Raw genomic sequence first — 12,841 nt, 5'->3', positions numbered from 1 at the left:
GCCAGTCCACGGAAACGTAGCATCTGGCATGGCGGCAGTGTCCTTGTTGTGTTGCTTGGTCGCACAAACAACTTAACTCGGTGCACTGTCCGCCCATACCTATTTCACTCTAATCCGCGATGAACCTAAAAAAAGCGCGCCGAAGCGCGCTTTTCCATTACTTGAAGAAAGCCCGGTTATCGCTCTATAGATCGGAATCCCCTTCCGCCTGGATATCCACTCCCGGAACCTTTCTTGGCTGCTTGTCCTCGATCTCTTTTTTTGTTGCCGGTATAGGCGCATCCTGCTGGTTAAAATAGGCGTCACGGAAATCCTGTGGCACTGGTGTGCGACCTTCAAAGATATGATCCAGGGCCTGTGGGATCGGATTCTTCTCCACCTGCTCCAACTCGCCATCATCGTTAAGGCGGAACTGCAGGGCAGTCAGGCCCATGTACTTTTCTCGGCTCATTTTCACTAACCGATCATTATTGGGCAAGATCGTCGGCTTCAGGAAAACCATCAGATTACTCTTTATGCGATCTTTGCTAGTGGAGCGAAACAAGAACCCCAACAACGGGATGTCGCCCAACAACGGCACTTTGCGCACAGTAACGCGAATATCATCTTTGATCAGTCCACCCAGAGCGATGGTCTCAGCGTCGTCGGCCAATACCGTGCTTTGCAACTTACGTGTGGTGGTCACAATATCCACGGCATCACCCGCGGAGTCCTTCACCGCAGAATTTTCCTGCTCCAGCTCCAGGCGAATAGTGGAGAGCCCTGCCACATGGGGCGTGACTTTGAGCGTCAGACCCACATCTTCACGCTGAATGGTGGTAAAGGGATTAGACACCCCTGCCCCGGTATTGGTGCTCTGTCCAGTCACGAACGGAACGTTTTCACCGACGATGATCGACGCTTCTTCATTATCCAGGGTTAGAATGCTCGGAGTGGAGAGGAGATTCACATCGGACGAGGTGGATAACGCCTGAACCAGTGCGCCCCACTCCAAATCTCCGTTGGAATCCGTTTCTCCGAACCCGGCGGTAACACCTTCGCCCAAACTCAGCCCGGACGGGTCGTCGGTGGCCAAGGCCTGAACGATGGAGTTGATACTCAGGCCGTTACCCCCAAAATTCACGGCGCCAACACCACTTTCATTACTGCCGCCCACATACTGAAAACCCAGGTTTTTCCCCTGCTCTCCAGAGATCTCTACGATGGCCGCCTCAATCAGGATCTGTGCCCGGCGCACATCCAGTTGGCTAATCACCGTTTGTAGCTCTCTCATCATTCCCGGTTCTGCACGGATCACCAGCGCATTCAGGGACTCATCGGCCTGAATAGACACCTTGCTGTTATTTGACAACGTGGTAGTGGCGGTCTTGCTATCACCTCCTATCTTCGTTACGGAGGCGCCATCCGCAAAATTTTTCAACAACTCAGCCATGTCCTTGGCATCCCCATGGCTCAGGCGAACAACTTGCACGCCGCCATTATCGGTTTCTTCGGTATCCAGGCTGCGAACCATCTGCAGCATCCGCTGGCGGGTCACACGGTCGCCTTTAATGATCAGTCGATTGGTCCGCTCATCTGCCACCACGATAACCCCACCTTCCGCGGTTTTCCCTCGGCGTCCACCGGTTTGTGGCGTTAGGCTTTCCAGCATTTTTACCATATCGCCGGCAAACGCATATTTGAGCTTGAGCACTTGAACGTCTTCCGACTCCGCGTTATCCAGGCTAGCGATAATCGCCTCCATGCGGCGAATGTTATCTAAGTGGTCGCTAATAATCAGGGCATTAGCTGAACCTACCGCAGCCAGATGCCCATATTGAGGAACCAACGGTCGTAACACCGGAACCAATTCTTCCACCGGCGAGTTTTCGACCGGAATCACCCGAGTCACCAGCTCTTCACCGGAAGTACTGCCCTTGCCCACCAATGGCAGATTGCTCTGCTTGGCGGTGGTGTTGGGCACGATCTTAATGATGTCACCCGCCGGCACCGCCGCATAACCGTGAACCTGCAATACGGACAAGAACAATTCGTAGACTTCACGGGAGGTCAACGACTTGGTAGACACAACCGTTACATCGCGAGCCCGAACCCGGGGATCAACCACAAAGTTCTTGCCGGTCATATCGGCCACCTGGCTGATAAACGCTTGGATATCCGCATTGCGAATATTTACCGTCCAGCTCTTGCCGTCGTCACTGGCTTGTACCTGATTCGTTGTCTGCGCATGGAGCGTCGTCGCCATAACAGCGGACAGCGCCAATAGCATTATTATTTTTGATAAAGACGTTCTGAAAAAAGGCGTCATAAAACCACTCACTAAGGCGGATAGTTCACGGTAAATTGTTGGTCACCCCGTTGCACCACAATGGAGGCCTGCTGAGTATTCTGATACGAACGCAGAGCCGCCATGTCGTTACTTTCTGTTCCCAGCGGGTGTCCGTTAACCGAGAGAATTACGTCATCGCTTTGCAGGCCAACCTGCGCAAGCAATTGTTTAGGGGCGCGTTTCCCCAACCGATAACCGGCACTGCCTCCCTGATTGACAGGCTCCAGCCCTAACTGGCTGACGATCATCTTGCGCTGACGCGCCAGATCGGCGGGGCTGCCTGCTACCACAGTATCGTTACCCCGCGGCGGGGATACAGATTTGCGCTGGACTTCAGCCACCCCCCCCAAGGCAGTGTCACTCCAGCGCAGCGTTTCCAGGCGTCCGGCTCGACGCAGTATGACCCGATCCGGATACACCTCTTCCAACTTGGCATTACCAGGAATGCTGTCACCAATATGGTAAAGCTCTCCCTCTTTGCCCTTTTCGGCAATAATCGCCGTAGCCCGTTTGGTATCGGCATTCTGGAAAACGCCCAACAATGCCAGTCGAAGACGAGTCTCAGGTGCGTCAGTAGGCTTGTCGTTGGCGGTACTGGCTACCGGTTCATAGCTGCCGAACAACTGCCAGTTGTCAATCTGCGCCTGGGACAGGGTGGGAGCGTCGCCAGACAACGACACTTCCAGGCGCGCTTTGCTATTGGCCGGCACGGGCTCACTGGGGCCATACCACAATAGCCACACGGTCTGCGCCAGCACATAGGCCAGCGCGACCACCAGCAATACAGCGATCGCCCACCAAACTGGCGCGCCCCATTGCTGTTGCTTTCCCCAACTTGCCAGTTGCGACATAACCGTCCTGCGACTTCCTTTATCGTTATTACCAATGCCGATACCAGGCTACAAACCTACTGGATTCTACAGCTTATTATTGCAATATAGTGTTACTAACCACCGAGCACGGCAAAAGGTTGCGACATCTGGAAAACCACGTCCTGCGGGTTCCCGCCCTGGCTCACACCCAACAGCATGGGCCAAGCACGTCGCACTTCCAATTCAAAGCGCCCCTCGGCAAGCCGGGCATCCACCAGCGACTCACCCTCCGGGCCCACCACTTGTAGTGTGGGTTGTGCATTATCCATGCTCAAACGACCCTGCAATACCGGCACCGTTGCCGAACCATTACGACCCCAGCTCACGGTGCCACCGCTGTACTGGAGCGTACCTTGCAACTGCTTGATCTTGTCATCACCAAGGGTGAGCTGCATCAGGGTCGCGTCCACGCGCCCATCCGCACTGCCTTGGGGAATATGGGCTGCCACCAATGCCACCGGCAAGGAAAGTCGGGCCTCTTGCAATTGCCAATCCCCCCAATCCGCCCCCACCCAAGTGGACAGGCGCGCAGCATCATCGGTGCTGCGCATTTTCAGCGTCAGCCCTGGCACCAATCCGTGCCAATCCAGCTCCCATTGCACCGTGCCCTGGCGGCGCTGCCATTGCCAATTAGCTTGCCCGTCCCACCAAACTCCCTGGGGCTTGCTCAGCAGCATCGGTGCACCAGCCGGTCGCAGCAGAGGCACTCGCTCAACCAACACCGCGGCAGGCATTAGTAACAGCAAAAACAGTAGCAGGCTAACGCCGAAAAGCAGCGCCAGTGTTATTTTTCGTGGCATAAAGGGGCCAGTTTCCTGTTCGCCAATCAGAACGGAATATCGTCGTCGAAGTCATCCGCCGGGCCGCTGAAGCCGCCGCCCTGATGGGTATTTTGGTTCTGTGCCGGCTGGCCACTACCGGCCTGACTATCATTACCGTAGCCGCCTTGATTGCCCTGGTTACCCTGTGGGGGAGCGGACTGCGCATAGCCACCGCTCTGACCGCCGCCATCACCGCGTCCATCGAGCATCTGCATTTCGTTGGCCACGATCTCAGTGGTGTAACGATCCTGGCCATCTTGCCCCTGCCATTTGCGGGTACGGATAGAACCTTCGATGTACACCTTGGAGCCCTTTTTCAGGTACTCACCGGCAATCTCGCCGAGCTTGTTGAAAAACACCACCCGGTGCCATTCAGTACGCTCCTGCATCTGGCCGCTCTGGCGATCTTTCCAGCTTTCGCTGGTCGCCAGCCGCACATTGGTGACCGCCCCGCCGCTGGGCATAAAGCGGGTTTCCGGATCCGCGCCCAGATTACCGATCAAAATTACCTTGTTAACGCCGCGCGCCATGTTTTTCTCCGTGACTTCTTATAGCCTGACTACTGCCTACAATCCTGCCATCATTGATAGACAAAAAATTCGTGAAGCTGCCCATTGTGTCAGCTTTGCCCAGTCCCCGCGACACCCAGTAACTGTTGCTCGTCCAACAGAGTGGAATCCACTTTCAGCAAGGCCAGCGCCTGCTCTTCCACGACCACAGTCTCCACCACCCCGGGCACCGATCTCAGCCGCTCGGCCAACGCCGCCCAATCCTTCCCGGGAGACAGTGACAACACTCGGTTATCCAGCCGGGGCAACTCTTTCATTCCTGCCAGAACCAGCAACCAAACCAGGGCCAGCACGCCGCAGCTGTAAAACACCGCTTCTGCCCCAATCCATTGATAAAGAGCTCCGCCCATCTGACCGCCGACAAAGACGCCCAGGAACTGACTGGTTGAGTACACGCCCATAGCCGTTCCCCTTGTACCTGCCGGCGCCGCGCGCCCGACTAAAGAGGGCAGTAATGCCTCTAGTAGATTAAAAGCGGTAAAGAAAACCAATAATGCCAAAACGAAATGCCACAATTGCGCGCCCGCTAACGCCAACAGCAGCTGAGAGAACGCCAGCAACACCACCGCCAATCGCTTCATGGGCACTGCCCCACGCCGCTCCGCCCGGATAATCAATGGCACCATGGCCAAAAAACCCGCCACCAGAACCGCCAGATACAGCAGGCTGTGACTTTGTAATGTTAACCCCAGTCGGTCGCTGAGCAAGGCCGGCACCACCACAAAAGACGCGGTCATAATCAGATGCAGGCTGAAAATACCCACATCAAAACGCAGCAAGGTCTTGCTGCCCAGCACGCGACGGAACCGTTCTGACACAGGCAACGCCTCACCCTGCAAGGCTTTTGGCGCTGGCACCACAAACGCCACCAGCAAGGCGAAACCGCCCAGCACTGACGTCATCCAGAATAGGCCTGACAAGCCCAGCCACCCCGCCAGCAAGGGCCCTAAAATCAAGGCAAGAACAAAAGAGCCGCCCACCGACATACCAATCAACGCCATAGCCCGAGTGCGATGCTTTTCAGTCACCACATCTCCAATCAGTGCCATAATGACACTGGCAATCGCCCCGGCGCCCTGCAAAGCACGCCCGGCAATGACCCCGTAAATGTGGTCACTCATAGCGGCTACCGCGCCGCCAGCGATAAACAGCAGCAGGCCGATGAGCAATAGCGGCCGGCGCCCAAAACGATCCGACAACATGCCAAAAGGAATCTGTAACAGCGCCTGCATCAAACCGTAGGCACCAATAGCAGTACCAATCAATAACGGCGAAGCCCCTTCAAGGGCTTGCCCGTAAACGGCAAAAATAGGCAGAATCATGAACAGACCGAACATCCGCAACGCAAAAATCGTTGCCAAATAGCCAGTGGCCTTCAGTTCTGTCCGCTGCAGAGCATGTGAAGATGATGCCGTCATGAACCGTTATCACTCCTAACCCGGAGGGGCCTGGGCACCGCAGCGAATGGCTACAGCAAACCCGACCGATACAAAAGGGCACGCAGTGTAGCAGATTCCGCCCCTACCAGAACCCGAACATCGCTCTCGCCGCAGGTAAGCTTTGGCAGGGAAATTCGTAAAACTCGACAGCATCAAATTGAACCCCCGCCAAAGCGGTGATAAATTGACAGGCTGATAAGTTTTTTTTCTTAGGTTTTTGCCTGAGTAATCACGGACGGGCCAATGAATAGCCAAGAACATATCCAACAAGTTTACGTGGTCGGCAGCCAACAGCTGCAAAACGCCCTGCTTACCGAGTTTCTTGTCAAACAAGACGTGGCAGCCAAAAGCATTCCCACCGCCCTGGATATCACCACCGATATCCTGCGAGAGAACGGCCAGAATCTTTTTCTGGTGGATTACCACTCAGTGGACGTGAACGAAGTCATCGCCCACCTCCTTGAAGCAGACCAAGAAGTGGACAGCGATGTCTTGATCGCGGTTTTCAACGTGAACAGTGACGAGTCACTCTCCAAGCTTGCCGGGCTTCCCATGGTCAACGGCGGCTTTCAACACGACTGTCCGCAAGCTCTTCTCAGCAAAGGGATTAAGGCGGTTTTTGATGGTGAACTGTGGTTCCCTCGCGCCGTACTGCAAACCTACCTGATGAAGAGCCGCACCTTCAACAAAACCTTCTCACGTAGCGAGGTAAGCCTCACCGACCGGGAAATGGAAGTGCTGAAAGTAATGGCCACCGGCGCCAAGAACTCCGAAATTGCCAGCAGCCTTAACCTGAGCCCACACACCATCAAGACCCACATCTACAACATCTTCAAGAAAATCAACGCCTCCAACCGCCTGCAAGCGGTGAATTGGGCCCAAGAAAACCTGTAGCAATAGCCGCCGGACACACTATGTCAGAGTCCTGACGGGTTAGTTTTCGCGCCCTGTGTCTGGCGTCAAGCGCCCGGCGTCCCTTATACTGCCCTGTTCACTTTGACAGTAGTCTAAGACGGGCGTTTTACCCTATGGATACCATCGTAGTACGCGGTGCACGCACCCATAATCTAAAGAACGTGGATCTGGACATTCCGCGGGACAAGCTGGTGGTCATTACTGGTCTGTCAGGCTCCGGCAAGTCCTCTCTTACCTTCGATACCCTGTACGCAGAAGGGCAGCGTCGGTATGTAGAGTCATTGTCCACCTACGCCCGCCAGTTCCTGTCAATGATGGAGAAACCCGATGTGGATCACATCGAGGGGCTGAGCCCGGCGATCTCCATTGAGCAGAAGTCCACCAGCCATAACCCTCGCTCCACGGTAGGCACCATCACGGAAATCTACGACTACCTGCGACTACTGTTCGCCCGTGTCGGCGAACCTCGCTGCCCCGAGCATGATGCCCCGCTAGCAGCGCAGACCATCAGCCAGATGGTGGACCAAGTGCTGACTATGGAAGAAGGCAGCAAGCTGATGCTGCTTGCGCCGGTGATTCGCGAAAAGAAAGGTGAGCACGTCCATCTGTTCGAAGAGCTTCGCGCCCAAGGCTTTATCCGGGTGAGAATCGATGGCCGCATCTACGATATGGATGACACACCGGACCTGGACAAAAAAAAGAAGCACACCATAGAAGTGGTGGTAGATCGCTTTAAAGTTCGCGACGATCTGCAGAACCGACTGGCAGAATCGTTCGAGACCGCTCTGAGCCTGGCTGATGATATCGCCGTGATTGCCCCTATGGACGGCAATGGCGAGGAAACTACTTTCTCCGCCAAATTCGCTTGTCCTCGCTGTGGCTACTCGATCCCCGAACTGGAACCGCGTCTGTTTTCTTTTAATAACCCCGCCGGCGCCTGCCCCAGTTGCGATGGGCTCGGTATGAAACAGTTTTTCGATGAAGGCAAAGTAATCAATTCCGATGAACTGTCTCTTTCTGAAGGCGCCATCCGCGGCTGGGACCGCCGCAACGTCTATTACTTCCAGATGCTCAACTCTCTGTCACAGAGCATCGGTTTCGATATGGATGCAGCATTCAAAGATCTCCCCAAAGAGGTCCGAAGCAAAGTGCTGCATGGCACCGGCAAGGAAAGCATCGAATTCCGCTACCTGAACGATCGTGGCGACATCATCAAGCGCAACCATCCCTTCGAAGGGATCATCCCCAATATGGAGCGCCGCTACCGGGAAACCGAATCCGATGCGGTACGCGAAGACTTGCTCGGTTACATGTCCACCTCTAGCTGCCCCAGCTGCAACGGCTCACGCCTACGCGAAGCAGCCCGCCATGTCTTTATTGAGCAAACCACTCTACCCGAAGTGGTTCGACTCGCCGTTGGTAAAGCCCACGCCTATTTCAGCGATCTGAAACTGCCCGGCAGCCGTGGCGAAATCGCCGACAAGATCCTCAAGGAAATTAGTGACAGGCTACAATTCCTCGTCAACGTAGGTCTGGAATACCTAACCCTTGAACGCAGTGCCGAAACCCTGTCTGGCGGCGAGGCTCAGCGCATTCGCCTTGCAAGCCAAATAGGCGCAGGGCTAGTCGGTGTCATGTATGTACTGGACGAACCTTCCATCGGTTTGCACCAGCGCGACAACGAGCGCCTGCTCAACACTCTGACGCGACTTCGCGATTTGGGTAATAGCGTACTGGTTGTAGAGCATGATGAAGAGGCCATCCGCCTCGCCGACCACGTTATCGATATTGGTCCGGGGGCGGGCGTTCACGGTGGCGAAGTTATCGCCCAAGGTAGCGCCCAGGATGTGGCCAACAATCCGAATTCATTAACAGGTGACTATCTATCGGGCCGCAAAAAGATCGCGGTCCCTACCCAGCATCGTCCACACAACGATGACCGCTGGTTGACCTTGCACGGAGCCATAGGGAACAACCTCAAAGGTCACCCACTCAACATTCCCGTAGGCTTGCTAACCTGTATCACCGGGGTATCCGGTTCCGGCAAGTCCACGTTAATCAATAGCACACTCTACCCCCTGGCCGCGACCAAGCTCAATAAGGCCACGACTCTGACTGCGTCTGCCCATGAATCCATTGAAGGGCTTGAGCATTTCGACAAGGTGGTGGATATCGATCAAAGCCCCATCGGTCGCACCCCGCGCTCCAACCCGGCCACCTACACCGGTATTTTCACCCCGGTGCGGGAATTGTTCGCGGGCACCCAGGAAGCCCGTGCCCGCGGCTACAAGCCAGGGCGCTTCAGCTTCAACGTGAAAGGTGGTCGCTGCGAAGCCTGCCAGGGTGACGGGGTCATCAAGGTAGAGATGCACTTCCTGCCCGATATCTATGTTCCCTGTGAAGTCTGTGACGGAAAACGCTACAACCGGGAAACCCTGGAAATCACCTACAAGGGTAAAAATATCTTCGAAGTGCTCGACCTGACTATCGAAGATGCCCGCGAGTTTTTCGATGCCGTACCGTCCTTGGCACGCAAACTCCAGACCCTCATGGATGTGGGCCTCAGCTATGTAAAACTCGGCCAGGCAGCAACCACACTATCCGGTGGCGAAGCCCAGCGGGTCAAACTGGCCAAGGAATTGTCACGCAGGGATACCGGCAACACCCTGTACATCCTCGATGAGCCTACCACCGGCCTGCACTTCCATGACATCCAGCTCCTGCTGGACGTGCTCAATCGCCTGGCCGACCACGGCAACTCCGTGGTGGTGATCGAACATAACCTGGATGTAATCAAGACCGCTGACTGGATCGTGGATCTGGGCCCCGAGGGCGGTGACGGTGGCGGTGAGATCATCGCCGAAGGCACTCCAGAAGAGGTCGCCAAGGTTACAGGCAGCCATACTGGGCGCTTTCTCAAACCCATGCTGAAATAATGCAGCGGGTCTGATACCGGCATAGCAGACGACGGGGCGGCAAGGACGCCAAGCCCCTATCCGCCTCTTTCTTAAAGGGCACCGCGAGAGTTACGCCGTGACGAATAGCACATTTCCACGCCCTGTCACGCAGCCGCAGCCTGCCCCTCACCAGCCCGTCATATTTCGCCTGCAGACTCCCCCCAATCACCATCATTGAGGCGAGTCATGAAACGGATTAACGCATTGAAAGGCTGCATCGCAGCACTGGCCATGGGCGCCGCCACTGTAGCCTGTGCCGCTAAGGCACCCGATCACAATCCCCCAGGCGACGCCAATCGCAAAGCCCCACACCACACCATGGCCCACAGCAGTAGCGTATCGCTCGGCCCTCGCCCCTATTACCTGGTCTCTGATATGGATGCGGGGCCAGTCAAAGAGGCCCTGCAGGCCTGCGCCGCGGAGCACCGCCCGCAGCGACGAAGCGACTTTTCCATCGGCCACCGCGGCGCGCCGCTGCAATTCCCGGAACACACTGAAGAATCCTACCGTGCAGCAGCACGCATGGGCGCAGGCATTGTGGAATGTGACGTTACCTTTACCAAAGACCGGGAGCTGGTTTGCCGTCATTCACAGTGCGATCTCCATACCACCACCAACATCTTGGAAACCGAACTGGCCAACAAGTGCAGCGAACCATTCAGCCCGTTTGATGGCACACACGCCGCCAGTGCAAAATGCTGTACCAGTGACATCACCCTGGCCCAATTCAAAACCCTGAAAGGGAAGATGGATGGCGCCAACCCTAAAGCCACCACCGTTGACGAGTATCTAAATGGCACCCCCGACTGGCGCACCGAGCTCTACCGCCAACGCGGCACCCTGCTCAGCCACCAGGAAAGCATCGCCTTGTTCCGCCAGCTGGGGGTCAAGATGACCCCGGAACTGAAGGCACCTCAAGTCCCCATGCCCTATCAAGGCGATTACAGCCAGCAAGACTATGCACGGCAGATGATTCGTGACTACCAAGAGGCCGGTGTCAGCCCCCGCCGCGTCTATCCACAATCATTCAACCTGGAGGATGTTCGCTATTGGTTATCGGCCACACCAGCCTTTGGCCGTCAGGCGGTTTACCTGGACGGCCGAGACAGCAGTGGACTCGACCCGCAAAACCCCGGCACCTGGCAACCCGACATGGCAACGCTGAAAGGCTACGGGGTCAACATCATCGCCCCGCCGTTATGGATGCTGGTCACCACAGATGCCCAGAACCGCACCATCCCAAGCCTCTATGCCCGCTCCGCAAAACAGGCCGGTGTGAATATGATTGCCTGGTCCCTGGAGCGCTCGGGACCATTGGCCAACGGTGGCGGCTGGTACTACCAAAGCATCCCTTCAGCCACCAATAACGACGGTGATACCCTGACGCTACTGGATGTACTGGCCCGCCAAGTCGGCGTCATCGGTGTCTTTTCCGACTGGCCCGCCACCACCACCTTTTATGCCAACTGCCTGCGACAACACCGCGCTTCACGCTCCCACGCACGACAATAGCGCAGCCGCCGCACCACACTTTGCCCCGCCCGCCCTGGGCCGGGGCATTATCGCCGCCAGGAGGGCCTGAATTGATGGCACGGTTTCTGCTTTGTAGCAAGCTATATACAGGCCCAGGAGTACGAGCATGGAATCCACCCCGGACCACCGTTGGCTGATGCAGTACAATATCGTTAATCTGGTTAATCAGTGTCGCCGCTTGATCCGCGCCGAGTTCGACGAAAGTCTTTCTCTCACCGACCCACAACTGCGTTTCAAGCTTGCTCACTTCGCCGGCCATACCCGCTCTCAGGGGCTCCAACGGCTGTACGGTGAAATTCGACTTGCACTACTCAAACTGGAAGGCGCCGACTCAGAACCGCCGCAGCCGCCCGCACCACCAGCACGACGTTACCGAGGACAATCGATCAGCCCTGCGCCTGAAAACCCCAGACAAATGTCGGCACGCTCACGCTCGGCACAAAAAGCCGTTATTTACCGAGGAAGGACGGTCGCACAAGGGTAGGAAAAAGCGTGGTACAGCCTCTTGTCAGGCAGAGAACTGAAAAATACTCAGATCCAGCGGCTGGCTCTCCCCCAGCCACATCACCAACTCCGTATGATCACGGAAATCGTCACCACTTAGCCCATGCACTAACACCGTTAAGCCGTTGCGGCTGGCCATTAACCAGGGAATAACCTCCCCTGCCAAACGGCGTGGGATGGTCAGCTGACAGCTCCAGCATGGGTGCGGCCCCACCGGCTTGCGGTGCATATGGCCCATGGGCACAGAAAAGTGCTGGTGGGCAGCCTGGCAGAGAGCCGCCGCCTGGGAAAAGCTATGTTCGTCGAAATAGACGTGTGCGTGAAAACCGTTAATCGCCATACGCTGTCCTGTTAATGACAACTCCAGCATAGCCGATGCTTTCACACTTGCAACAGGCACAAAAAAACCGGGCACAGGGCCCGGTTTTCTCTGGAACGGTTAAACGCTTACTCTTCGTCAGCGTCAACCAGTTCAGGACGGTCAACCAGCTCAACATAGGCCATCGGGGCGTTATCGCCCGCACGGAAACCCATCTTAAGAATGCGGATGTAGCCACCCGGACGCTCCTGGTAACGAGGACCCAGCTCGTTGAAAAGCTTGCCGACCATTTCCTTGGAACGGGTACGGTCAAAAGCCAGACGACGGTTTGCAACGGAGTCTTCCTTTGCCAGAGTGATCAGCGGCTCAGCCACACGACGCAGCTCTTTAGCTTTGGGCAAAGTGGTTTTGATCGCTTCGTGCTCAAGCAGAGACACAGCCATGTTACGGAACATCGCCTGACGATGAGAGCTGTTCCGATTCAGTTTTCTGCCGCTTTTGCGATGACGCATGATTCTGTTCCTATGTTCAGGGGCGCTTCACAGCGTCCACAACAACTAATTAGCGCAATTTGGTGTTCAGC

At 56.0% G+C, this 12,841-nt stretch carries 11 protein-coding genes; 4 read left to right on the top strand and 7 right to left on the bottom strand.

All coding sequences use genetic code 11. The features are described 5' to 3' along the window. Positions 1-184: 184 nt before the first annotated feature. From gspD to ABNH10_RS16140, 5 genes are all read right to left on the bottom strand, one after another. On the bottom strand, positions 185-2,269 hold the full coding sequence (gene gspD, locus ABNH10_RS16160) for a type II secretion system secretin GspD (RefSeq protein ID WP_502877145.1): 2,085 nt from the start codon (positions 2,267-2,269) through the stop codon (positions 185-187). A gap of 50 nt (positions 2,270-2,319) precedes the next feature. After that, positions 2,320-3,180: a type II secretion system protein GspC gene (gene gspC / locus ABNH10_RS16155; protein ID WP_349386881.1), complete on the bottom strand. Its 861-nt coding sequence runs from the start codon at positions 3,178-3,180 to the stop codon at positions 2,320-2,322. Between the two features lie 95 nt (positions 3,181-3,275). Continuing rightward, the gene (gene gspN / locus ABNH10_RS16150) at positions 3,276-4,001 is read right to left on the bottom strand and encodes a type II secretion system protein N (RefSeq protein WP_349386880.1); all 726 of its coding nucleotides are present in this window, start codon (positions 3,999-4,001) and stop codon (positions 3,276-3,278) included. 26 nt (positions 4,002-4,027) lie between these two features. Then, positions 4,028-4,552: a single-stranded DNA-binding protein gene (gene ssb / locus ABNH10_RS16145; RefSeq protein ID WP_349386879.1), complete on the bottom strand. Its 525-nt coding sequence runs from the start codon at positions 4,550-4,552 to the stop codon at positions 4,028-4,030. 89 nt (positions 4,553-4,641) lie between these two features. Beyond that, positions 4,642-6,009 (bottom strand): MFS transporter, encoded by a 1,368-nt coding sequence (locus tag ABNH10_RS16140; RefSeq protein WP_349386878.1) that lies wholly within the window; start codon positions 6,007-6,009, stop codon positions 4,642-4,644. 264 nt (positions 6,010-6,273) lie between these two features. Between ABNH10_RS16140 and ABNH10_RS16135 the strand changes: the two genes are divergently transcribed. The 4 genes from ABNH10_RS16135 (at position 6,274) to ABNH10_RS16120 (ending at position 11,919) form a co-directional block, all read left to right on the top strand. Continuing rightward, positions 6,274-6,924, top strand: a complete 651-nt coding sequence (locus tag ABNH10_RS16135; protein WP_349386877.1) for a LuxR C-terminal-related transcriptional regulator — start codon at positions 6,274-6,276, stop codon at positions 6,922-6,924. 134 nt (positions 6,925-7,058) lie between these two features. Further along, entirely contained in the window at positions 7,059-9,881 is a 2,823-nt protein-coding gene (uvrA, locus tag ABNH10_RS16130) for an excinuclease ABC subunit UvrA (RefSeq protein WP_349386876.1), read from the top strand. A gap of 207 nt (positions 9,882-10,088) precedes the next feature. Continuing rightward, entirely contained in the window at positions 10,089-11,414 is a 1,326-nt protein-coding gene (locus tag ABNH10_RS16125) for a glycerophosphodiester phosphodiesterase family protein (RefSeq protein WP_349386875.1), read from the top strand. A gap of 127 nt (positions 11,415-11,541) precedes the next feature. Next, positions 11,542-11,919 (top strand): hypothetical protein, encoded by a 378-nt coding sequence (locus ABNH10_RS16120; RefSeq protein ID WP_349386874.1) that lies wholly within the window; start codon positions 11,542-11,544, stop codon positions 11,917-11,919. A gap of 24 nt (positions 11,920-11,943) precedes the next feature. Here ABNH10_RS16120 and ABNH10_RS16115 read toward each other — a convergent pair whose 3' ends face one another. Together ABNH10_RS16115 and rplQ are read right to left on the bottom strand one after the other, a co-directional pair. Beyond that, the gene (locus ABNH10_RS16115; protein WP_349386873.1) at positions 11,944-12,279 is read right to left on the bottom strand and encodes a DOPA 4,5-dioxygenase family protein; all 336 of its coding nucleotides are present in this window, start codon (positions 12,277-12,279) and stop codon (positions 11,944-11,946) included. A 107-nt stretch (positions 12,280-12,386) separates the two neighbouring features. Then, complete coding sequence (gene rplQ, locus ABNH10_RS16110; RefSeq protein WP_011587709.1) at positions 12,387-12,770, bottom strand: 50S ribosomal protein L17; 384 nt, start codon at positions 12,768-12,770, stop codon at positions 12,387-12,389. Between the last annotated feature and the right edge of the window lie 71 nt (positions 12,771-12,841).

The organism is Alcanivorax sp. (assembly GCF_040119285.1).
In the GTDB taxonomy this organism is placed as follows: Bacteria; Pseudomonadota; Gammaproteobacteria; order Pseudomonadales; family Alcanivoracaceae; genus Alcanivorax.
This window is presented reverse-complemented; position numbering and strand designations above follow the sequence as displayed.

Excerpts from the sequence above, each read along its gene's own strand:
- gspC (WP_349386881.1), bottom strand. The coding sequence starts at position 3,180 with ATGTCGCAACTGGCAAGTTGGGGAAAGCAACAGCAATGGGGCGCGCCA.
- rplQ (WP_011587709.1), bottom strand. The coding sequence starts at position 12,770 with ATGCGTCATCGCAAAAGCGGCAGAAAACTGAATCGGAACAGCTCTCAT.
- ABNH10_RS16125 (WP_349386875.1), top strand. The coding sequence starts at position 10,089 with ATGAAACGGATTAACGCATTGAAAGGCTGCATCGCAGCACTGGCCATG.
- ssb (WP_349386879.1), bottom strand. The coding sequence starts at position 4,552 with ATGGCGCGCGGCGTTAACAAGGTAATTTTGATCGGTAATCTGGGCGCG.
- ABNH10_RS16135 (WP_349386877.1), top strand. The coding sequence starts at position 6,274 with ATGAATAGCCAAGAACATATCCAACAAGTTTACGTGGTCGGCAGCCAA.
- gspD (WP_502877145.1), bottom strand. The coding sequence starts at position 2,269 with ATGCTATTGGCGCTGTCCGCTGTTATGGCGACGACGCTCCATGCGCAG.
- ABNH10_RS16115 (WP_349386873.1), bottom strand. The coding sequence starts at position 12,279 with ATGGCGATTAACGGTTTTCACGCACACGTCTATTTCGACGAACATAGC.
- gspN (WP_349386880.1), bottom strand. The coding sequence starts at position 4,001 with ATGCCACGAAAAATAACACTGGCGCTGCTTTTCGGCGTTAGCCTGCTA.
- ABNH10_RS16120 (WP_349386874.1), top strand. The coding sequence starts at position 11,542 with ATGGAATCCACCCCGGACCACCGTTGGCTGATGCAGTACAATATCGTT.
- ABNH10_RS16140 (WP_349386878.1), bottom strand. The coding sequence starts at position 6,009 with ATGACGGCATCATCTTCACATGCTCTGCAGCGGACAGAACTGAAGGCC.
- uvrA (WP_349386876.1), top strand. The coding sequence starts at position 7,059 with ATGGATACCATCGTAGTACGCGGTGCACGCACCCATAATCTAAAGAAC.